Annotated in this window: 19 protein-coding genes and 1 pseudogene; 3 read left to right on the top strand and 17 right to left on the bottom strand. The window is 55.7% G+C overall.

Features of this window, described 5'->3' with window-relative positions:
• Positions 1–17: 17 nt before the first annotated feature.
• Positions 18–1148: a succinyl-diaminopimelate desuccinylase gene (dapE, locus tag Q675_RS26000; protein ID WP_023008783.1), complete on the top strand. Its 1131-nt coding sequence runs from the start codon at positions 18–20 to the stop codon at positions 1146–1148.
• Positions 1149–1182: 34 nt separating this feature from the next.
• Here the strand turns inward: dapE and Q675_RS25995 are convergent, their stop codons facing one another.
• The gene (locus Q675_RS25995) at positions 1183–1401 is read right to left on the bottom strand and encodes a SlyX family protein (protein ID WP_011786014.1); all 219 of its coding nucleotides are present in this window, start codon (positions 1399–1401) and stop codon (positions 1183–1185) included.
• Positions 1402–1569: 168 nt separating this feature from the next.
• Here Q675_RS25995 and Q675_RS38565 point away from each other — a divergent pair, with 168 nt between their 5' ends.
• Positions 1570–2109, top strand: coding sequence for a cold-shock protein (locus Q675_RS38565; RefSeq protein ID WP_011786015.1), 540 nt, complete (start codon positions 1570–1572; stop codon positions 2107–2109).
• A 78-nt stretch (positions 2110–2187) separates the two neighbouring features.
• Here Q675_RS38565 and Q675_RS25985 read toward each other — a convergent pair whose 3' ends face one another.
• From Q675_RS25985 to Q675_RS25975, 3 genes are all read right to left on the bottom strand, one after another.
• Positions 2188–2562, bottom strand: coding sequence for a hypothetical protein (locus Q675_RS25985; RefSeq protein WP_011786016.1), 375 nt, complete (start codon positions 2560–2562; stop codon positions 2188–2190).
• A complete protein-coding gene (locus tag Q675_RS25980) occupies positions 2534–3937 on the bottom strand; it encodes a hypothetical protein (protein ID WP_023010997.1) in 1404 nt (467 codons plus the stop codon). The genes Q675_RS25985 and Q675_RS25980 overlap by 29 nt, the downstream gene beginning before the upstream one ends.
• Before the next feature lie 133 nt (positions 3938–4070).
• Positions 4071–4982 (bottom strand): DUF1853 family protein, encoded by a 912-nt coding sequence (locus Q675_RS25975; RefSeq protein WP_023010996.1) that lies wholly within the window; start codon positions 4980–4982, stop codon positions 4071–4073.
• Between the two features lie 64 nt (positions 4983–5046).
• Here Q675_RS25975 and Q675_RS25970 point away from each other — a divergent pair, with 64 nt between their 5' ends.
• The gene (locus Q675_RS25970; protein WP_023010995.1) at positions 5047–5487 is read left to right on the top strand and encodes a VOC family protein; all 441 of its coding nucleotides are present in this window, start codon (positions 5047–5049) and stop codon (positions 5485–5487) included.
• Positions 5488–5744: 257 nt separating this feature from the next.
• On the opposite strand, the gene Q675_RS25965 is transcribed toward Q675_RS25970, so the two are convergent.
• The 13 genes and pseudogenes from Q675_RS25965 to Q675_RS25910 all read right to left on the bottom strand — a co-directional run.
• The gene (locus tag Q675_RS25965) at positions 5745–5966 is read right to left on the bottom strand and encodes a hypothetical protein (protein ID WP_023008779.1); all 222 of its coding nucleotides are present in this window, start codon (positions 5964–5966) and stop codon (positions 5745–5747) included.
• Between the two features lie 463 nt (positions 5967–6429).
• Positions 6430–7743 (bottom strand): annotated as a pseudogene (locus tag Q675_RS25960) (RHS repeat domain-containing protein); the annotation flags it as partial.
• A 101-nt stretch (positions 7744–7844) separates the two neighbouring features.
• The gene (locus Q675_RS25955; protein WP_023010993.1) at positions 7845–8222 is read right to left on the bottom strand and encodes a hypothetical protein; all 378 of its coding nucleotides are present in this window, start codon (positions 8220–8222) and stop codon (positions 7845–7847) included.
• Positions 8215–9189 carry a type VI immunity family protein gene (locus Q675_RS25950; RefSeq protein WP_023010992.1) on the bottom strand — a complete coding sequence of 325 codons (975 nt, stop codon included), beginning with the start codon at positions 9187–9189 and terminating at the stop codon, positions 8215–8217. The genes Q675_RS25955 and Q675_RS25950 overlap by 8 nt, the downstream gene beginning before the upstream one ends.
• Before the next feature lie 18 nt (positions 9190–9207).
• On the bottom strand, positions 9208–9585 hold the full coding sequence (locus Q675_RS25945; protein WP_023010991.1) for a hypothetical protein: 378 nt from the start codon (positions 9583–9585) through the stop codon (positions 9208–9210).
• Positions 9578–10543 carry a type VI immunity family protein gene (locus Q675_RS25940; protein WP_023010990.1) on the bottom strand — a complete coding sequence of 322 codons (966 nt, stop codon included), beginning with the start codon at positions 10541–10543 and terminating at the stop codon, positions 9578–9580. Before Q675_RS25940 ends, Q675_RS25945 begins: the two co-directional genes overlap by 8 nt.
• A gap of 91 nt (positions 10544–10634) precedes the next feature.
• Complete coding sequence (locus tag Q675_RS38100; protein ID WP_152525358.1) at positions 10635–10847, bottom strand: hypothetical protein; 213 nt, start codon at positions 10845–10847, stop codon at positions 10635–10637.
• A 72-nt stretch (positions 10848–10919) separates the two neighbouring features.
• On the bottom strand, positions 10920–11870 hold the full coding sequence (locus Q675_RS25935; RefSeq protein WP_200861834.1) for a hypothetical protein: 951 nt from the start codon (positions 11868–11870) through the stop codon (positions 10920–10922).
• Between the two features lie 73 nt (positions 11871–11943).
• Positions 11944–13722 carry a hypothetical protein gene (locus tag Q675_RS25930; RefSeq protein ID WP_023010988.1) on the bottom strand — a complete coding sequence of 593 codons (1779 nt, stop codon included), beginning with the start codon at positions 13720–13722 and terminating at the stop codon, positions 11944–11946.
• 256 nt (positions 13723–13978) lie between these two features.
• Positions 13979–14245 (bottom strand): hypothetical protein, encoded by a 267-nt coding sequence (locus Q675_RS25925; RefSeq protein WP_023010987.1) that lies wholly within the window; start codon positions 14243–14245, stop codon positions 13979–13981.
• Positions 14242–19041: an RHS repeat-associated core domain-containing protein gene (locus Q675_RS25920; RefSeq protein ID WP_227499522.1), complete on the bottom strand. Its 4800-nt coding sequence runs from the start codon at positions 19039–19041 to the stop codon at positions 14242–14244. Before Q675_RS25920 ends, Q675_RS25925 begins: the two co-directional genes overlap by 4 nt.
• Before the next feature lie 11 nt (positions 19042–19052).
• Positions 19053–19838, bottom strand: a complete 786-nt coding sequence (locus Q675_RS25915) for a DUF4123 domain-containing protein (protein ID WP_023010985.1) — start codon at positions 19836–19838, stop codon at positions 19053–19055.
• Positions 19831–20947, bottom strand: a 1117-nt coding sequence (locus tag Q675_RS25910; protein ID WP_023010984.1) for a type VI secretion system Vgr family protein, incomplete at its 5' end; no start/stop codon positions are given. The genes Q675_RS25910 and Q675_RS25915, both read right to left, overlap by 8 nt.

Genomic DNA, 20947 nt, shown 5'->3' with positions numbered 1-20947 from the left:
ATCGAACAGGTTTCCCTATGTCGCTCTCCCCCACCCTGGAACTTGCCAAGGACCTTATCCGCCGCCAATCCGTAACGCCGGACGACGCGGGCTGCCAGGAACTCATGATGTCACGCCTGGCGCCGCTGGGTTTCAGTGGGGAAAACCTGCGCTTTGGCGAAACCGACAACCTGTGGGCAAGAAAGGGCAACAATGGGCCTGTTCTGGCATTTGCCGGCCACACCGACGTGGTACCCACCGGCCCCGAGAAAAACTGGGCTCACCCGCCGTTTGACCCGATCATCAAGGACGGCTATCTGCACGGTCGGGGCGCTGCGGACATGAAGGGAAGCCTGGCGGCCTTCATCACCGCCTGTGAACGCTTTGTGGCCAACCACCCGAATCATCGGGGCTCGATTGCCCTGCTGATCACCAGCGATGAGGAAGGCCCGGCCCAGGATGGCACCGTGAAAGTGGTAGAAACCCTCGAAGCCCGCAATGAGAAAATGGACTGGTGCCTGATTGGCGAACCTTCCAGCACCCATCAGGTAGGGGATGTCATCAAGAATGGCCGGCGCGGCTCCCTTCACGGATACCTCACCGTTCACGGCGTTCAGGGCCACGTGGCCTACCCGCATCTGGCCGAGAATGCCGTCCACAACGTTGCACCGGCACTGGACGCGTTGGCCAAGGAATTCTGGGACAACGGCAACGACTTCTTCCCGCCCACCACCTTCCAGATAACTCGTGTCGAGGCCGGCGTCGGCAGCAATATTGTGCCCGGGGAGTGCCTGGTGCACTTCAACTTCCGTTACTGCACCGAGAACACCGCGGAAAGCCTGGAAGAGAGAGTGGTCGCTATCCTGGACCGGCACAACCTGAAATACGATCTGCAATGGCACCTCAGTGGCCGGCCATTCCTGACCGACAAAGGCGCGCTGGTATCGGCCGCACAGAATGCCATTCGAACCGTGACTGGCCGTGAGACAGAACTGTCTACGTCCGGCGGCACCTCAGACGGTCGCTTCATTGCGCCCACCGGTGCCCAGGTGGTCGAACTTGGCCCGATCAACGCCACCATTCACAAGGTGGACGAGTGTGTGAAGGCTGAGGACCTGGACACACTATCCGAGATCTACGAACAGATTCTGGTCGAGCTGCTGGCCTAAGGAATCGAACCAGAGGCTCACAATGAGCCTCTGATCAATAATGCGGCGGGGGTGTTTCCTCTTCTTCCCGCCGGATATTGGACGGCGAGATATCCTTGAGTTGCTTGTGCAGCATTTTCTTGGCGTCCCACAGTTCCCGAATGTCCATCTCCTGCTTGGCGACCTGATCACTCAACGTGTTGATCAGCTCATCCTGGAACGCAAGTCGCATTTCCAGTTCTGCCAGTCGTTCTTCCAGGGAGTTTTTGCTCATGAGGTTTGGTCAGCCCTTTCTGTAATCTGGTATCATGCCGCCTTTTACCGCCTGCGGCCGGGATAATCAGTTTTCCCGGGGTTGGCGGCGTTCACCGGCCAGACATGCCATGTTACCCGATGTCCGGCTTTTTATCGTCAGTGTTAAACCATGGAGAATAACCAACCAATGCGTAATCCAGCCAAAGCGATCCTTGTTGCCATTCTGATCGCGATTCCGGCACCGTTTGTACTCGGCCTTCTGCTTACCACCACTCCGGAACCCCTGAAAATCCTGGCGTTGGGCCAGGGCCTGGAAGCTCTGGGCAGCCAGGGTGGCATAGCGGCCTATCTGTTCGCGTTTGTTGTCTTTGCCGTTGCCGCCTTTGTTGCGATTGCACTCGCCGGCAAGCAGCCTGCCGCCAGGAACTCAGCCGCGCGCAAGGCAGCACCTCGCAGTGCCCAGCCCAGCAATCAGTATGACGACGACGAAGACGATTTTGACGACAGCACTCCGGAAGGTAACGAGGAAGGCACCGTCAAGTGGTTCAACGTCAAGAAAGGCTTCGGCTTTATCGTTCGTGACAGTGGCGACGAGATCTTTGTGCACTTCCGCGCCATCCGTGGCCGTGGTCGCCGCGTGCTTCGCCAGGGCCAACTGGTGCGCTTCAACGTGGTTGAGGCAGACAAAGGCCTGCAGGCAGACAACGTGTCTATCCTGAGCGACTGAGACAGCTCCCGCACGCGCCAATAAAAAAGCAGCCTCTCGGGGCTGCTTTTTTGTTTCAAGCCGAAAACCTTGTGACTGTCAATTCCAGACCACCAACTGCTCGCCGCGATGATCCAGCCGCCACCACTTATCGTCCTCCACCGGGTCCCCTTCTTTCCAGTCTCCCGGGCTGCAGCGGATTTCAGTATCCATTGCCCGCCAGGCACTACGAGCGCAATCCAGGTCGCTGTTCCAGGGCAGCTCATCGCCTTCCATCACCAGTGAAGTGAAACGCTTGCCGAAAGCGCCCGGATACAGCGTGATGCGCACCCGCGCGCCGCTATACCTGGCCATGCCCTTCACCACGGAACTGACGTCGGTATCGTCCAACTGTAATTCGTCCAGTTGGCCTTCCAGCCAGTTGGAGACCGCGGCCGGTTCAAGGTCACGAATGTAGATTTCCAGATCCTGCACCCAAGGATTCTCCCTGCAGTTGTTCGCAATGTCGCACATAGTGAACCGGCCCGGGCCTCGCTGCAACCCATCGCTCCAGTTCCTCGCGCAGATCGTCCACCAGCAATCGTCGCAGCGTGCCGGCCCGCTTGCGCTCGTGCCAGAGAACATCGGCCGCCGCCTGTTCAATCATCAGGACCTCCGCCTTCTGCTCCGGGAGATGGCAATCTTCTCCCCGCGCCAGTGCAACCAGAGACTGCCGGTGCCACACCTCTTTTTCGCCCTCCAGTGCCGCCGCCGACACCGAGCCACGACTGGCAAACAAATCCAGCCGGGCGGCAGCTCGCCGTACCCACTGCAGCATGCCACCAGGAGTGCTGACACAGCTGCTTTGTCGGGAAGCCGCATATTCGAGAGCTGCCTGGGAAACCTGGATATTCCAACGCTTTTCGATTGCCGGTTGATGTGCGGTGAGTACCGCCCTCCGCTGACGGACGCTCACCGGAGGCAACTCCAGAACCTCGGGTTCACGACCCAGCAACTGACCCAGCCGAACGACACCGCTGGAATCCGTCATCGAATCACGACCAATCAGCAGGATTGGCCCAGACCAGCCGGAAACCAGATCCCGGATCAGCCCCAGCGGCTCGGCTATCAACGTCAGCAAATCGGCGGGGCTGACATTGTCCAATACCAGCGCAGGCCAATGCTCAGAGGACGAATCACCTGACGGTAAAACCGGTTGATCACAGGCCAGCACTTCCGACTCCCGGCGAGGATCAACCTGAACCCAGGCCAGGCCGGGAGTGCTCAGGAGCGAGTGCAGCCAGGCCGACTTGCCGGCACCCCTCGGCCCTCGAACCCAAATCAGTGCTTCGGGATTGGCCGCCAGGGCAACCGCAACATCTTCCGCCAGCGCGAGCCATTCTGGTTCAGCAATCGATACCGGCGCAACGAAACGGGCATCGGAGGTGGGCACAGGCACGTCATGTGCCGAGGGCCAGTAGGTCACAAGCTCGAGTACAGCCACATAGGCTTTATCCTGAAGCCGCTCACACTGGGACGTCAGGGCTTTCAGAAGCACCGGCCAATCGAGCCAGGGGACCTCTGCCGACTCGCGGGCAGAGGCAATCCAATAGATCAACTGGGAGGACAGATCACCGTCTCCGACCACCTCGGTCACGATGGGCTGCTCACCCTGAATGGTGCGAACGAGTTCGTCCAGATCGATACTCTGGCGTTGCAAAAACGGGGGAATCGCGGGGATGGCATCGAGCAATGCCAGCAGAAAATCTTCGGCAGTAATCACAGAACCGCCCCGGCGCCCAACATTTTCTCGGGCCATCAACAGCGCGGTCTGACACTCCGGAGACAGACATCCTTGCCAATCTTCCATCGGGGCATCTCCTTCCTTGGCTTACGGGCATCGTCCTGATGCCACCTGAACAGCCCGGAATTCTAGAACCGTGTCACGAATGTGACAACGACCAAGGCCCGTTTCTGTGAACCGAACAGCCCCTACAATGGTCTTAGGCGCCCGCACCCGGCCACTGAGGCGGCATAATGAACACCCGACTAGTTTCTACCCAACGATCAGATTCCGTCCGCCTGTTCAAAACGGCAAACATCTGGGGTATCCCGGCGCTCTCCACCCGATCAAGCGCCGCCCTCGCCGATGCTGTATCCGGCGCAGCCGATTGAGCCCAGGGGCCGATCCAGTCCGGCTTGAACAGGGGCACCCAGCCAGAGATATTCTCCTGCCGAGCCTGATCAAGCCTCATCCAGTAACCTTTCAGATGCTCCCTCGGCACCTGTGCCGGCGCTTCAGGCAGCGTTTGAGCAACCGTATAGAACAGATAGCCTGGCATGAAAATTCGTGGCTTTACCGTTTCGCAGACGCCAACACTGGCCAGCAAGCCCTGGGTTTCTGGTCGCTGGCACAAGCGGCTTTGGTGATTCAGCAGACGCTCAGTCTTCAGATCCAGCCGATCCCGGGCATTGGGTCCGTACCACCGGACCTGATTTGCCTCGGTTACGAAGCCGAGATAGAACTTGATGGCAATTTCGTGGTGCTCCAGTTGGCCGGAGCAGCGGTTGCGAACCAGAAAATCCAGCTCACCCAGCGTTCGCCCCTCGGCCTGAACCTGCTGATTCTGCAGTACAATGTCCCAACCCAACAGATCCCGCAGTAACACCTCATACAGGCGCTCGAAATAGTGGCCAAGCCGACCCTCCGGCGTTTCCGTCAACCGCGCAGGCAGGGTATCAGGGTTCCGCTCCCACCGTTTCAACGTCTCCAGGAATTCCGGGGGCAGATGGGCGGCAGGATCGAAACTGAGCTCATGCCTTAACAGCTGAGGCGACAGACACAACCAGGCCAGATGCCGGACCGCCGGCACCTCGAACGCCCGCAACGTCTCGGTAATCTCGTTTTTAGTCATAGCCGAAGAATACCGTAAACTGTGGGGTACACAATTCAGAACCTGACCAGCCAAGGAGCACCTTATGCAATACCTGCACACCATGATCCGGGTGAGCAACCTGGACGACACGCTGCACTTCTTCTGCGATTTGCTGGGCATGGTAGAAATCAGTCGTAAAAGCAACGAAAAAGGTCGCTTCACCCTGGTGTTCCTCGCCGCCCCGGACGATGAAGCCCGGGCCCGGGAAGACAAGGCGCCCATGATCGAACTGACCTACAACTGGGACCCAGAGGAATACACAGGCGGCCGCAACTTCGGCCATCTGGCCTACCGCGTGGACGATATCTACGCCCTGTGCGAGAAACTCCAGGCCAGCGGCGTCACCATCAATCGCCCGCCCCGGGATGGCCATATGGCGTTCATCAAGACGCCGGACGGGATTTCCATTGAGTTGCTGCAGAAAGGCGATGCGCTCCCGGCACGGGAGCCTTGGGCGAGTATGGAGAATGTGGGGAGTTGGTAAAGTGACTTCGATTCTGTAATGGCGCCGGTTTTCGGTCCAGCCATTACAGAATCGCGCCGGAAGTGAGGGTTGCGGCCGGTGCGACGGCATGTTCAGCGGTGACGGCATCTAGTGTCGAATGGTTCCAGCCTCGGTACATCATGCAAGTGCTGCGCGGTATCCAAGTAGCGCTGAGGCTGGCCCGATAACGCCACCAACTCCTCCTTCTTATGGCTCCCCCTCCTCAACGAGGTCTGGCTCAATTGCTCAGTAGCACTCTAATCCCCTAGCGCTATACTGACTATGTAACGAACACCACTCTTTTCCTCAAATCTAACCAAAAAAGAACGGTTAGTAGCCAATTGGTCATAAATTAAAGGGCTCAGGCCAGAGACGCGACACACGTCTTCATCAAGATAGTAGTTTTCCTTTTCTTCATCTTGGAAAACAAAACAGAACTTTTTATCCTGCGTTTCGCCAACGAACTGCACAGTTTTCATATCAACTAGCGCACCTTTTCCGACTTCATATAAATAACTTTCCCCGAGTTTTCGGGCAGCCAATGTTGAGTTAGAATCTGCGTCCCCCCCCGGAATAAAGCCTATCTGCCCTAGATTGCTGAGGTGCCACCTCGCCGATCAAAACTTTCGCAGCTTTCTGAATACGAACATCTACCAGATTATCCATTGTGTTATAAACGGATCGGCCCGAAGCATCATAGAACGGACTAAGCGCCAAATGCTGACGTGCATGCTGTAAGTTATTCGGAATTTTTCCTACGGCAACGAAAGCACCTTCTTTTGCAGCATCGCCTCCGTAGAATCTTACTCCGTCGACGTCCTGCAGCAATTCGATTTCAAGCGCCCTATTGTTGGCAAACCCGAGTTTTTCCGGCGTATCAACCTGATTTATCACCCTATAGCTGCCCTCAGGCAGTGAACGAAGGCTAGCCTGAAGTTCAGTGTTTATGGAACTATCAGGTGAACGTTTCTCGTGTGCCGCCAACCCCAACGGATCCACCCACCCCGTCGGATTAGGCACATACTGATAATTATTCAACCCACCCGCAAGGCCAATCGGATCCGGCGTAATGAACCGACCGGTATTCGGGTTGTAGTATCGATGCCGGTTGTAGTGCAGGCCGGTTTCCGGGTCGTGGTACTGGCCCTGGAAGCGGAGCGGGTTGTCGATTTCTGAGACTTGTTGCTGGACCACATTCCCGTAGGCGCGGTAGGTGACTGACCAAACGAGCCTGCCATGCTGGCTGGTCAGTTCCTGGGGCGTTCCCAAATGGTCCAGGTGGTAGTAATAGACTTCAGCTTGTTCCGGGCCGTGGCCATCTACCAGCGCCAGGGGTTTGAAGCTGTCAGGTTCGTACAGGTAGGTGCGGTACTGATCCCCGGTTTCTTCAGCAATGAGGCGGTCGCCCTGCCAGAGGAATTCGGTTCGGGTCAGGCCGTTGGTTTTGGCGATACGGCGGCCGAAGGCATCGTACTCGTAGTGCCAGATGCTGCAATCCGGTGTGGTGACGCTCGTGAGCCGGTGCTCGCAGTCGTATGTATACCGGGTGACCAGTTTCTGGCCTTTACCTCGACGCTCCTCAATCAGGTTGCCGAATTCGTCGTACTCGTAATGGCTGTCACCGTGCATGGTAAGCCGGTTACCGCGCACATTGGCAGATTGACCGCTTGAAGCCCCCAGGTTTTGCTCCAGGAGGTTGCCAGCCGGGTCATGTATGAGTTGCTCATAGAGATCGCCCCGCACGCCCACCAAACGATCCATCGGGTCGTAGACGTATTGTCTGAGCCCTTTGCGGCTGTCCTGGATGCTTTTGAGGTTGCCGATGGGATCGTACTGGTAGTCGCGCTGGGCGCTGATGTCTTTAAGGCGACCCTGATGAATCCGGTGCTGGGTCAGGCGACCTTCGTCATCGTATACATAGGCACTCAACAGCTCACCCTGTTGCCGTTCGACTTCCTCGCCGGTGGACGCCATTCGGTGGCGAGTCAGCGGTTGGCCATTCAGGTCGATGCCTGACAACAACCCGGCTGTGTCCCGGTGGTAAGCCAGCGCCTGGCCGTCCGGCAGTACCATTTCGTGCAGGCGATCAAATTCATCATAACGATAACGAAGGCTCGCCCAGCCCTGATGTTCGGTTTTCAACAAACCGAATTCGTCGTACTCGAAAGCCAACGGCCAGTGGCCATCATCAACCCCGATCAGTTTGCCGTCCGCGTTATAGCCGTACTGAATCTCGCGGCCATCGGGTAGCGTCTTTTACAGAGTCTAACATCAGGTGAGGTTCCAACTACCTTGACAGAGGGGGGGGGATCGATCAGTTAAATCGTCCTGACCACACGTATAGATGTGGCTCGACCCTATGAAACCGGGCACCACTCCACACCGTTGAGAATACCCGTCAGCCGAATCTTGGCCTGCTTGTCCCCCGCACGAGCATTGACCACGACCTCGCCGCTCGCCCGGTCGTATTGGAGGTGAGTGACGGTCGTCGCATGCTCCAGAAAATCTTCGGGGAGCACCTGCCAGGTTTCGCCATTCCAGATTTCAATCCTTGGTGCTTCCGTCAACGAAAGACGCAGGGTACCTTTGCCCTCAAACAGCAACAGATCTCCCTGCAAGGCCCACTCGCCGGCACCAACGATGTCAATGCTGCTCTCGCCTACGGCAAGCTCGGACAGTTCTATGTCTGGAAACCACTGTGCAGGCAACAGATCCATTGCCAGGGTGTCAGTCATGACTCACCTCCGGCTCGCCGTCAAAACGGGACAGCCATTCGCGGAATTCCTGAGTATGGAACACAGTCTGACCGTCCACGCGGCCCTTGGCTATTCCACCATGCTTGGTTGAACGAATCGGACGTAAGGCCTGGGCGGCTTGTCGATAGGGGGCGACATCCAGACCCTGCTCCCGGTCACCCAGCAGAGGCTTGGGTCCAGCCTGGATAATCACACCGCCGTCATACGGTGACACCCAACCATCCGGTAACGCCTCCTGCAACGCAGCCTCTCCACCAAGTTGATTCACATAGGGCTGGCAGATGGCAGTGAGCCATGCCGGCGATTTGATGCTGCTCAGCAAATACAGAGAGTGTGTTGTTCCTTTGCCGACATTAAGGCCAGGGAAACGCTGCCCCAACTGATAGACCAAAGGGTCTACACGAGTTTCATAACCGTGAGATATAGCTAATCCAAATCCCGCATATGCTTGCTCAGCGTTTAACAAGCTACACCAACGTTTAAAAATATCTGGTAGTTTTTCGTCGCGGTCGATAAAGAAATCTATCGGAAAATGGCAATAGAGATATGACAACGATCGTTGGTTGGAGAGAGGATGGTCTTCTATGGTTCTTGCCTTCCCGCCTCCCAATGAGACGAAGTCTATGTCCGAAGCATCTGTCTTCTTTTCGCCACCATGAAAAACAAACTCCCACTCCTCGTCCTGTGGCACATCCAACAGCCACTCGCCCGGGTACGGGTAAGGTGTCTTCTTCAGACTTTTCCAACGGCCGGTATTTGGATTGGTAGTCCAATTGAATTCCTGGCCGAAGTACTCCCGGTATTCATTGAAAACCGCCAGTACCGCCTCCCGGACATCCGTACGCCAAGCATTACGGAAGTAAATTTCCACGTTCAGGCAGAGCTTGAGCATGACGCCGTCTGCGTTTTCTACCCTGATGTCATTGCTCACATCCATGTAACCCATGCCCCTTTTGATTCCGGTCTACGACGCCGGCAACCACTCCACACCGGTGAGCATACCCGCCAGCCGAATCTTGGCCTGCTTGTCCCCCGCACGAGCATTGACCACAACCTCGCCGCTCGCCCGGTCATATTGGAGGTGAGTGACGGTCGTCGCATGCTCCAGAAAATCCTCGGGGAGCACCTGCCAGGTTTCGCCATTCCAGATTTCAATCCTTGGTGCTTCCGTCAACGAAAGACGCAGGGTACCTTTGCCCTCAAACAGCACCAGATCTCCCTGCAAGGCCCACTCGCCGGCACCAACGATATCAATGCTGCGCTCGCCTACGGCAAGCCGAGTCAACTCAATGTCTGGAAACCACTGTGCAGGCATCAGATCCATTGCGAGGGTGTCAGTCATGACTCACCTCCGGCTCTCCATCGAAGCGGGACAGCCACTCCTGATACTCAGGGGCATTGAAAACTTTCGCACCATCCACCCGCCCCATAGCTATCCCATCATGATCAGTGGAACGAATCGGTCGCAAAACTTGCGCTGCCTTTCGATAGGGGGCCACATCCAGGCTCTGCTCTCGATCTCCAAGAAGAGGCTTGGAACCGGCTTGTATTATCACGCCGCCGTCGTAGGATGACATCCAACCATCTGGCAGCGTTTCCTGCAATACAGCCTCACCACCGAGTTGATCCACATAGGGTTGGCAGATAGCCGTAAGCCAATTGGGGGTTTTAATGTTGCAAACCAAATCATCGGAATGAGATATCCGATCACTGATATTCAGTCCAGGGAAACGCTGACCTAACTGATACACCAAGGGGTCTACCCGGGTTTCATAACCATGAGAAATAGCCAAACCAAATCCCGCATAGGCTTGTTCTGCGTTCAGCAAGCTACACCAACGATTGAATACAGATGGCAGTTTTTCCTCACGATCCATGAAGAAGTCGATGGGGAAATGCATATAGATATACGACAAGAAACTATCAAGGGACGCAGCCCCTTCATCCCCTTTATTTACTCTCCTACCAAGTGACACCACATCCACATCGGAGGCGTCGGTCTTCTTTTCCCCACCATGGAAAACAAACTCCCACTGTTCGTCCTGCGGTACATCCAACAACCACTCATCCGGGTATGGGTAAGGCGTTTTCTTCAGGCTTTTCCAGCGACCGGTATTCGGGTTGGTGGTCCACTTGAATTCCTGGCCGAAATACTCCCGGTATTCATTGAAGACCGCCAGTACCGCCTCCCGAATATCCGTACGCCAGGCATTACGGAAGTATATTTCCACGTTCAGGCTAAGTTTAAGCATGACACCATCGGCGTCTTCCACAGTCATCAGTTCTTTCAGTTCATCCACGGTATGTTTTCCCTATCTCGAAACTCAGAATGCAGCCCCGACTCGCTCCGGGTTTGGCCGCAATGACGACATCCGCTGAACTGACCCCGTATTAGGTCCAACCAGAGTTGGAAAAATCCGGCTCCTGGAGTACGTCAACGCCCTCAGTGGTCCCAAGATAAGGGATAATGCCTGCACAAGTGCCGACAGGCTGAAGCTCCTCACCAACACGCATCCATTCTTTTGAGGCTTTCGGCAGTGGACCTATCTCCATCGCCCGAAAGGCGGTGTTCGAAAAAACAGTGCCTTGCAGCAGTTCAGTCACGCAGATCCCTCAAGCAACACAAAAAACGAAGTCGCTGAGCGACATGTGGCTGCGCCGACGCTATCAAGCCTCTCAAATCGGCCATGCATCAGCCGGACGCAGCTTTCGGTACTCCGCCATCGAGATCTTGCCCAACTGCGGTGTAAGCCTGCATTTACGTTTATCCCATGGGTATTCCATCTGCCGCTTCAACCATTCCTTGCCCTCCCCTTGATTCCAGGCTTCCAAATCCAGATCACGCCAGAAGCGAGGGTTGCGGCCGGTGCGCCGGTCATGCTCTGCGGTAACTGGGTCCAGATGTCTGAATGGTTCCAGCCTTGGCACATCCGGCAGGGGCTGAGAGGTATCCATGTAGCGTTGAAGCATGTCCCACAGCGCCATTACCTCTTCTTTCGTGGGTTCGACCCGGCTCAGGGACGTCTGGCTGAATTGTTTTGCAGTGTAGCGATGCACGAACATCAAGCGGTAGAAGATACCGCCGGCTTCTATCACTCGCTCAACATAGGCATCGAACTCCCCAAAGGGCGCCGTCAGTTTCTTGCCGCCAGGCATAGCGAAACTCACCTGGCCGGTTTCTCGGCTGAAGTAGCTTTCGCCCGCTTTAAGGCTGCGATCCATTATCCTAGAAAGGCCTTTTTCGAACGGTTTTAATAGAAAGGCAGCGGCGCTCATAACCCAAGGTAAGGTTTTTATGATTAGAAACATAGATAGAGCTATCCAACCCAAAACCACTCCGAGGCCTAAAAGTGATTTTAGTTCGTCAGGGAGCTCAACCTGGGAAGCATAATGTAAGAGCATCATCCCTCCACCAACCAAGACAAGCCCGCCCCAAAGATATGGGATTAGCAGCTGTGCGGCTGAAAGACCAATGAAGGCCTTGCCGTTCAGAAAACGAATTTGACCCTGACTCCACCACCAATCACCGGACTGAAATGCCTCTGGGCCACATTTGTCCTGGTGGTGAACAGCTTGCACATCCTCACAAACGCGGTAATAAGGTTGAATACCTGCGTAGTCACCCACTGGCTGCAAATCTTGGCCGAGACGTCGCCTGTTGTTTCTAGGCTCAGGGAGCAACGGAGACTCCTCCATCCCCTCAACTGCTCTCGACATCGTCACCAACCGTGTTTTTTCTGGCTGCCGGCGCAATGAATGTCATATCTTTGGTGCGAGTGCTCATGTAATTGAATCTGAACCGGTCTGGCAAAGGAGCTGATGTGCGACTGAACTCAAAGATAAAGTCGCCGTTTCTCTCGTGGGGAGGCATTGCTTCAAGCCCCTGCATCAGTGTAGCTGCCATCGCTTTTGCGCCGCGGGGCGGGTTCTTCATGGCACCCAGAACGGACTCAAAAGCGGAATGGGTCATGCGCAGACCAAACTGAGCTACCGGCTCTCCCGATTCGTCGACGGGATAGCCCATGAGCATGGGGCGAGCCCCTGGCGGTGTTCCGCCGGTCTCGGATACCCGAATACGTACCATTTCATCGCGCCACTCTTCAATAATCAGTTTGAGCCCGGCGTTCTCTAGTTCAATCGCCTTATCCTTCTTATCAAGAAGGACCGAGTACTCTTGGTCTGGTACGGTTACTTGAGCATCGAATTCAATCACATCAATCGACCTCAACTGTTCATCGGTCATTCCCATACGAAGGAAGGGCATTCTCGCGCTGGCAGCGTTGCCACCGATCGAAGGTTTGAGGACTCTGAAGTCCGGATTCGGCATTGTGTTTTCCACTACCGGCTCGCCATCAGCATCCAGCAACCGAACACTGTTTACCGGATGAATCGTTGCGGTTTGAAGATTGGAGGAATTCAGCTTTGACTCAACCCCAACGGCTCGTCCATAGCGGTAATCAACCGGTTCCGTACCAAACCAAAGCAGGGTTTGCTGGATCTCATTGAGGGAGGTCTCCACCGGTTCCGGGCTGAAGGGGGGTGTGAAGTAGTCATTAAAGACGGTGTTCGAGGTATCGACGGGGCGAGCCTGCATCGATATTTTCGCCATAGACAGCAGTCTGTCGGTGTCTGGCCCTGGATCAACCTCTGACTGCCTGACCTTCCAGCGACTGGTAATCTGAAAGGTTACCCCTTGATGCTCCTCTTCAGTACTAATCTGAACACTAGCCTGCCTCGGCCAGCCTGCTGCACGTTCAAGTTCGAGGTAGCCAGTAGCACTAAAGCTATTTGGGGTTGCATCCTCATCTGCCGGCTGGTCTTGCTCTCCGACGGGTCCAAACTCTAGGGTTACCGTCTGACTATCCAACTGAGTAACCTCGAACTGCATTCCCTCAAGGATTCCGCCACTCCATTCTTGATTCTCAGTCTGCCAGGATAATCCAATCGCCAGATCTTCATTCGGAAACTGGCCAGGATACCAAGGAAAAACACTCAAGCTGCGAAGAAGTAGAGTCTGCAGAGAGTCTGGCCGATCACTAATGCTCTTCAGGGCATCCGGGTTCTGGTAAGTACTCTCTTTGAGCACGCCATGAACACTTACCTGCTCAACAACTCCAGACCGCAGAAAATCGACCAGAAGTTTTTCACCACTGCTTTGTGGCTCGCCCGACTCGGTATCTACAAGTGTCCTTCCACGTCCTCGTTCCACAACTTTCAAGGCGGCGGACTGAAGCTCAACCATGCCAGCCTCCACACCAAGGACTTCGCTACGCAGAACGCTGGTCATCCTGTTAACCGACCCACCTCTGCCAGACACCCCAATTTCTGTGGTCTGATCAACCGCAAAATATCGGACATCTCCCACTGGGGGATTAAACAGCAGGACCTCCTTGTTAATCGCCGGAGGCGCTTCAGAGAACCAGAAATAGCTGGCAACAGCCAGAATGAGAGCGCAGACCAGCGCACCAATGAGTTTCATCGTTTTGCTCCTTTCCTTGGATTTTTAAACCCCTTGAGAGCGGATTACTCATTTATAAATGAGCCTGCAGATTGCTCTGGGTAATATAAATGATGCTAGATTCAGCCGTCGTCAACTCGGTCGCCCGCAACAAAGAATCTTTAATAACCCGAATGCGCCTCCAAGACGACCTGCATTTTAAAAACTACTGGTGGTAGGCAATCGAGAAATTTATCAATTAGCCATAAAACGGAAAACTATGCTCTATTAGTGAGACTCAGCCAAACCCCATTTTCTCCAAAGTTATAATAGCTCTCTGGCAAACCCGCCTCATTTCATGCTCGTCAATCAGTTGATCACCTCCCCCAGGACTAAAAATAGCCAAGTTGTCTTGGAGGTATTCAAGTATAGGCGCGAGAGCGGCATCAACTCCATCGTCTTCAAGCTGGTCAAGCAACGTTTCCGCGTCCTTTGCCCACTGAATCGATATATTCTCACCATCAATAAATCTTTGAAGATGTGCTACCAAAGATTCAACCGTCATTTCTTTTTCCTTGGATTGATTACCGTAATAATTCTATTACCATCAACAACTACTTGAGCTTTTGGGTATTTTGAATTCATAAGCGTCACCGAAGTCCCTCTGTTGTCAATCTTTATCTTTTTGATTTTGTCTGCCGTATCTATAAAATCCTCGACCTGTGTGATTGACATTGGCTCTCTTCCTTTGGGAGGGTTAACCATGCGGTCAGCAGCATGGAAATTTATTTGCTTCCCTCCTGGTGTTTTCGTAGCACCCAGTAATTGCTTTGTAGCAAATTCGCCATCAAACAGAGCCAGCTCGGTTCCAGTGAACTTTGTAACTGGTTCACTTTCCGGTATATCGGGCTCCTCATTCAGAACACTGTTAGATCCGCCATCAGATTCGCCCTTCCCAGTCGACTCAGGCTCATTTTTTGGCTGTGCCGCCAACCCCAACGGATCCACCCACCCCGTAGGATTTGGCACATACTGATAATTATTCAACCCACCCGCAAGGCCAATCGGATCCGGCGTAATGAATCGACCGGTATTCGGGTTGTAGTATCGATGCCGGTTGTAATGCAGGCCGGTTTCCGGGTCGTGGTACTGGCCCTGGAACCGGAGCGGGTTGTCTATTTCTGACACTTGTTGCTGAACCACATTCCCGTAGGCGCGGTAGGTGACTGACCAGACGAGTTTGCCCTGCTGGTTGGTCAGTTCCTGGGGCGTTCCCAAATGGTCCAGGTGGTAGTAATAGACTTCAGCTTGTTCGGGGCCGTGGCCATCTACCAGCGCCAGGGGTTTGAAGCTGTCAGGTTCGTACAGGTAGGTGCGGTACTGATCCCCGGTTTCTTCAGCAATGAGGCGGTCGCCCTGCCAGAGGAATTCGGTTCGGGTCAGGCCGTTGGTTTTGGCGATACGGCGGCCGAAGGCGTCGTATTCGTAGTGCCAGGTGCTGCCATCCGGTGTGGTGACGCTCGTGAGTCGGTGCTCGCAGTCGTAGCTATACCGGGTGGCCAGTTTCTGGCCTTTACCTCGACGTTCCTCAATCAGGTTGCCGAATTCGTCGTACTCGTAGTGGCAGTCGCCGTGCATGGTGAGGCGGTTGCCACGTACATTGGCAGATTGACTGCTCGAAGCCCCCTGGTTTTGCTCCAGAAGGTTGCCGGCCGGGTCATGTATGAGTTGCTCATAGAGATCGCCCCGCACGCCCACCAAACGATCCATCGGGTCGTAGACGTATTGTCTGAGTCCTTTGCGGCTGTCCTGGATGCTTTTGAGGTTGCCGTTGGGATCGTACTGGTAGTCGCGCTGAGCGCTGATGTCTTTGAGGCGGCCCTGATGAATCCGGTGCTGGGTCAGGCGGCCTTCGTCGTCATAGACATAGGCACTCAGCAGCTCACCCTGTTGCCGTTCGACTTCCTCGCCGGTGGACGCCATTTGGTGGCGGGTCAGCGGTTGGCCATTCAGGTCGATGCCCGACAACAACCCGGCTGCGTCCCGATGGTAAGCCAGCGCCTGGCCGTCCGGCAGCACCACTTCGTTCAGGCGATCAAATTCATCATAACGATAACGAAGGCTGGCCCAGCCCTGATGTTCGGTTTTCAACAAACCGAATTCGTCGTACTCGAAAGCCAACGGCCAGTGGCCATCATCAACCCCGATCAATTTGCCGTCCGCGTTATAGCCGTACTGAATCTCGCGGCCATCGGGTAGTGTCTTCTTCAGCAACTGGCCGAGTTCATCCCGCTCATAGGTGGTGGTTTGCAGGACCTCACTGGAAGTGCCGTACTCAGCCTTCTCTGTCAGATGGCCATTCAGGTCATACTGGTAAGCGGTGCGACGGCCATCAAACGCAGTCTCCTGTTTGACCAACCCGTTCGGGTAATAGTCGATGCGGTAGGCTTCACCCCGCTCATTTTCGATGTGAGTCAGCAGGAACCGGTGATGATCATAACGGTAACGAAGCTCGCTGCCGTCCGGGTTGATGCGATGAGTAAGCAGGTGAAGGTTGTTGTCATACTCGTAACGGGTTTCCCGCCCTTGCTCATCAACGAAACGGGTGACCTTGTTGTAGGCATTGTACTGATAACGACGAGACCGGTTGCCTGAGAGGACTTCCTCTATAACTCGTCCAAGGCCATCGTATCGGTATCGGGTAATGGCACCCCGGGCGTCCTTCTTGGCCAGAAGCTGGCCAAACTCATCGTAACGATATTGGTAGAACGCCCCGGTGGGAGTGGTTTCCTCAATGAGCTGGCCCTGGCTGTTCCAGCCCCACTTGTGAGCGCGACCGTCCGGCAGATCAACCTGCGTGAGCTGGCCCTGAGCGTTGTATGTGTACCGGGTAATTCGTCCTTTTGGATCGGCTTCGCAGGCCAGGTCACCATGCCGGGTGTAATCAAACTTCCAGGTCTGGCCATTGCGATGGATTTCAGCAATGCGCCCCTTTCGATAGGTAAACAAAATGGGCTGGCCGTCCGGGCCGGTTTTGCTCTGGAGCCGCCCACTCTTGTCGTACTGGTATTCTGTCCGGGCCCCCATGGGGTCGATGGTGACTTTTAACCGCCCCTGTTCGTCGTATTCACTCAGGTGTTTGGCGCCGTCCGGGTCTACTTTCTCCTGCAGTTGTGCAGTGCCATCGTAACGCCAGATTTCCCGGCTACCGTCGACGTAGCTAACGGTACAGGTGTGGTTTTCATCATCCCACTCAAAGCGGGTATCGACCTGGGCACTATCCCCCCACTGATGAACACAGCGACCGGTTGGCAGGTTTTCGTCCCACGCGAGATAAAAGCTGTAACCGCCGGCAAGCTGCCGGTGAGTAAGCATATGGTTTTCATAGCCATAACGCTCAGTGCCGCCCTCAGCGTCCTCAGCGCCGATCAGGTCATCGCTGTCGTCGTAGGTGTAGCTGCGCTCAGTCCGCAGTGACTGCCACTGGTAGCCAGTATCGGTCAGCTCCCTGCGCAACAGGCGAACCGATGTGAGGCGGCTACCCTCGAAATCAAATGCCAGCGCATTGCCCGAGTCGTTGCTCAGGCGCTCAAGCTGGCCGTGCAGGTTGTAACCAACCTTGAGCGTGTTGCCATATCGGTCGGATATCCGAACAAGCTGGCCCGAGCTTCCCGACCGGAGAAAGTGATAGCGAAGCGATTTTTCACCCGCGCAGACAACAACCTCTTCGCCGTCCCGCCAGGCCGCCATGCCAGCTCGGGAATTGATACCAACAGGTGCGCTCTCCAATTCCGGAAGGCGGGTGTTTTTGCCCTCGTGGTCATGCCAGGTGATGCCACCATCGTCGAAAGTCAGGGCGTGATTCAGGCTATGGCGCCAACCATAGCCCATATCCAGGCGCCGGTCGCTGCTACCGGATCGGTATACCCGCTTGAACTCGAATGGCAGAGCACCAACCAGACGCGCGTCCGTCAGTTCCAGTACTTCCTCGCCGGTGACGGTACTGATTGGGTCGGCGACATTTTCGGTGGATTCGTTATCCTGGGTGGCACGGCCCTGGTCCGTCTGGGAGGGTGTTGATTCGTCGCGTACTGGCTGAGCCTCACTCTCACTCGTAGCCCCGTGATCACGCCCCGAAGACTGGATGTTGGCGACATCGTCAGTGTCCGCCATTTCCTGATAGGCATTGTGACGGTTTCGGACACCCGCCCCGGACTGTGTATTGGATGAATCAATATGGCCGGAACCCGCAAACTGAATCTTCCGATGGTTGGTTCCGATGTTCTCCATGAATTCCTGGAACTCTCTGGCGAACTGGCCAAGAAACTCGCCGAGTATGTTCTTGGTTACGCGAACGTCCTCCGCCACATTCATGGCGCCCGCCACGGCTTTGCTGCCAATTCGAGCACCGTATTTGGCTGCGAGCCCGGCGCCACCGGTAATGATCAGGCCGACCACCACATCGAACAGAATCTGGCCAACCAGCTCCCCGGAGACTTCAGCCACCTGGGTCGGAGACAGTAAACGGAAGTACTGTCTGACCGTGTACATCACCAGGAAAAGGAAAACCTCGTCATTGGCCACAAGGCACGCCTTGAGATAGGCGTCGTCGGCCTTTTTAAGGTTTTCCATCTGCTCACGCAGATCGTCTGGCAGATTGCTGAAATCGTGATCCAGCAAGCCACAAATCACATCGTAGATTCGACGGATGTCGTCCAGAACAGCGGTGAATCCGTCCGCAATCCCCTCCTGAAACCGAGCATATACAGCAGCAGCCTGAACAGCTGAGCTCATGCTCAGATAGCTTTCCCACTCCTGACGAGCACCGTTATTCCAGGTGTTTTCAAGCAATGAACAACATCGCTCGATAAAGCTCTCGTAGGTTTGGTACAGCGCATCCATGTCCGCACGGGAAACGTCCGGCGCCAGAACCACCCGATACTCTTTGCCCGGCGCAACGGGAACTTCCGCAATACCATTCACATCAGTGGTGCCGCTGTGAACGGTCTCCCAGTCATCGAAGATCCAGCCGGTGTTCTCCTGGATCTGAAACCGCGTGGAGGGAATCGGCGTCTTGCTTACGTTCTCATGGAAGTGAGCAATTTTGATTGTCCGCAACTCCTCACACGGGGCTACAGTTGCCGAGACAACTTCATCATCACTGACACTTTCCCGGCTGGCTTCACCATTCACCTCAAGGACCTGTTCATGCCCCATGAAGATCGATGAAAACCAGCCTTCGCGCCAATCTTCGTAAGTCTTGGCCAACGATTCCCGCAGCTCACGGGTGATCGCATTGATGTCGGGCAATCCATCAGACGCCTGTTGAGACTCTCGAAGAGCCGTCCTTGACTCGATCATTGATTCATCCTTTATCTACGAGAGCCCATTGACGCTTCTTGCATCAGGGCCTGGTGTATCGATTGAAGTTGTGATGGCGCCAGCTCGGTAGGCACATTACTCTGGCATAGCCGCCTCACATGGCGTTCGACTTTCCGGCGGGCAATCGGCTCCGGGTATCGGCTCAACGGAGATGGCCTGGTTTTAGCCAAGACGGCCATCGTATTGCCGACCAATTGATCCCAGCACAGGCCCGCTACCCGTTTCTGGACCTCCGATGGCAGCGAGAACCATGGAAACGACGGCACCGGGCTGGCTACTTCGGGAACTCCGGGATGATGAATGGTTTCCCCCGAGGGCAGAACAATGGCCTCAATGGGCCCCATCAGGTTCGCACGGCCGGCTTCATCAAGACTTTGCAGAATCTGGCCGAAGAACCGGGCCGCCCAGTAGCGGAAGAACACTTCGTGCCCATCCGCCAGCGTTATCTTGGTGAGACTTCGAATATGGCCGAACACATCATCAAACGGAGCTCGGCTTATCAGTCCCCAGCCCCAATCCTCACTGTGGGACTCTTCAACCCAATCTATAAATGCACTGGCCGTGTTGATTTGCGCAAGGAACGGCATTACGTCATGCCACGCTGCGTATGGTGTTCCCATGAACAGCGGCAACGCCGTAAGCCCATCGGTGCGGAAGAAATTCTGAACCGGCTTCGACTCGCTGGTGCCACTGAGGACGACGTAAGCGCTTCCTGTTTCACCAGGCTGTTGCGTAAGAGCATCCAGTGCCGCCCGGAATCCCTTGGCCTCAGACATTGCACACGCCATCCTGGCAGGCGACGCACTCTTCACAGAACGGCGCATCCGTCATCAGGTTCTGATACTGGGCTCTGGTCAGTGGCACTTCTGCCAGTTCAACAGGATCAATCACCTTGGCAGGCTCTGCTTCCAGCACCTGAGGAACCCCTGGCATTACCGCTCCCTGCCCCGAACCACTGCCCGGACTGCCCCCGGAATTAATCTTGATCCCCGGCCCACTCAAGGTCACGCCGCTGGGGTCCAGCTTGATAAAACTTCCACCCCCGGAAATTGTCAGCTCTGCCCCGGCATCCAGCACCACCTTGGCACCGGCCTTGTGATGCACTTCGGTGCCGGCTTCCGAGGCCATGGTGCGGGCGGTTTTCTGGTGGTAGGTGCCGCCCACGGTCTGGCTGCAGTCTGCGCCAACGGACAGCCGGTTTTCGCCGTCGGTGGTGCAATGGTCCGCCGCTTTGATGTGGCTGAACTGGTGGTTCTCCACCGTCAGGTGGCTGTCGTTCCTGATGACTTCGGTGCGGTTGTTTTCCGTCAGCAGGTCCAGGTCTTTCTGGGCGTGCACGTAGATCTGTTCTTCGCCGGCTTCGTCTTCAAACCGCAGTTCGTTGCTGCCCTCGCCCTTGTGGGTTTTGGTCTTCAGGGTGGTCCGGGTTTTGTGTTCCGGCAGCGCGTACGGCGGTGTGTTGGTGGCGTGGTAGGTTCGTCCGGTGATGATGGGCTGGTCCGGGTCGCCGTCCAGGAAGCTGACGATGACCTCGTGGCCAATTCTGGGCAAGGCCATGAAGCCGTACTGGCCACCGGCCCAGCCCTGGGCCACGCGCAGCCAGGCGCTTGAGTGTTCGTCGTTCTTGGAATAGCGGTCCCAAGGGAATCTTACTTTTACCCGGCCGTACTGGTCGCAGTGGATTTCTTCACCCTCGGGGCCGGTGACCAGAGCCATCTGGGGGCCGTCCATCACGGGTTTGTGGTTGCACAGCGGGCGCCAGGTTTTGTCGGCCGGGATGGCGCTGAAGGTGTTGTGGTAGCTGGTGGGCTCGCTGCCACCCTCTTCTTCCAGAGCCTGGGGCTGTTTGCCGGTGTGGGTGATGGCGGTGAGCAGCCATTCCCGG

It is taken from the genome of Marinobacter sp. EN3, from assembly GCF_000475315.1.
Lineage (GTDB): Bacteria > Pseudomonadota > Gammaproteobacteria > Pseudomonadales > Oleiphilaceae > Marinobacter > Marinobacter nauticus.
The sequence above is the reverse complement of the archived record's forward strand: the minus strand, read 5'-3'. Positions and strand labels throughout refer to the sequence as shown.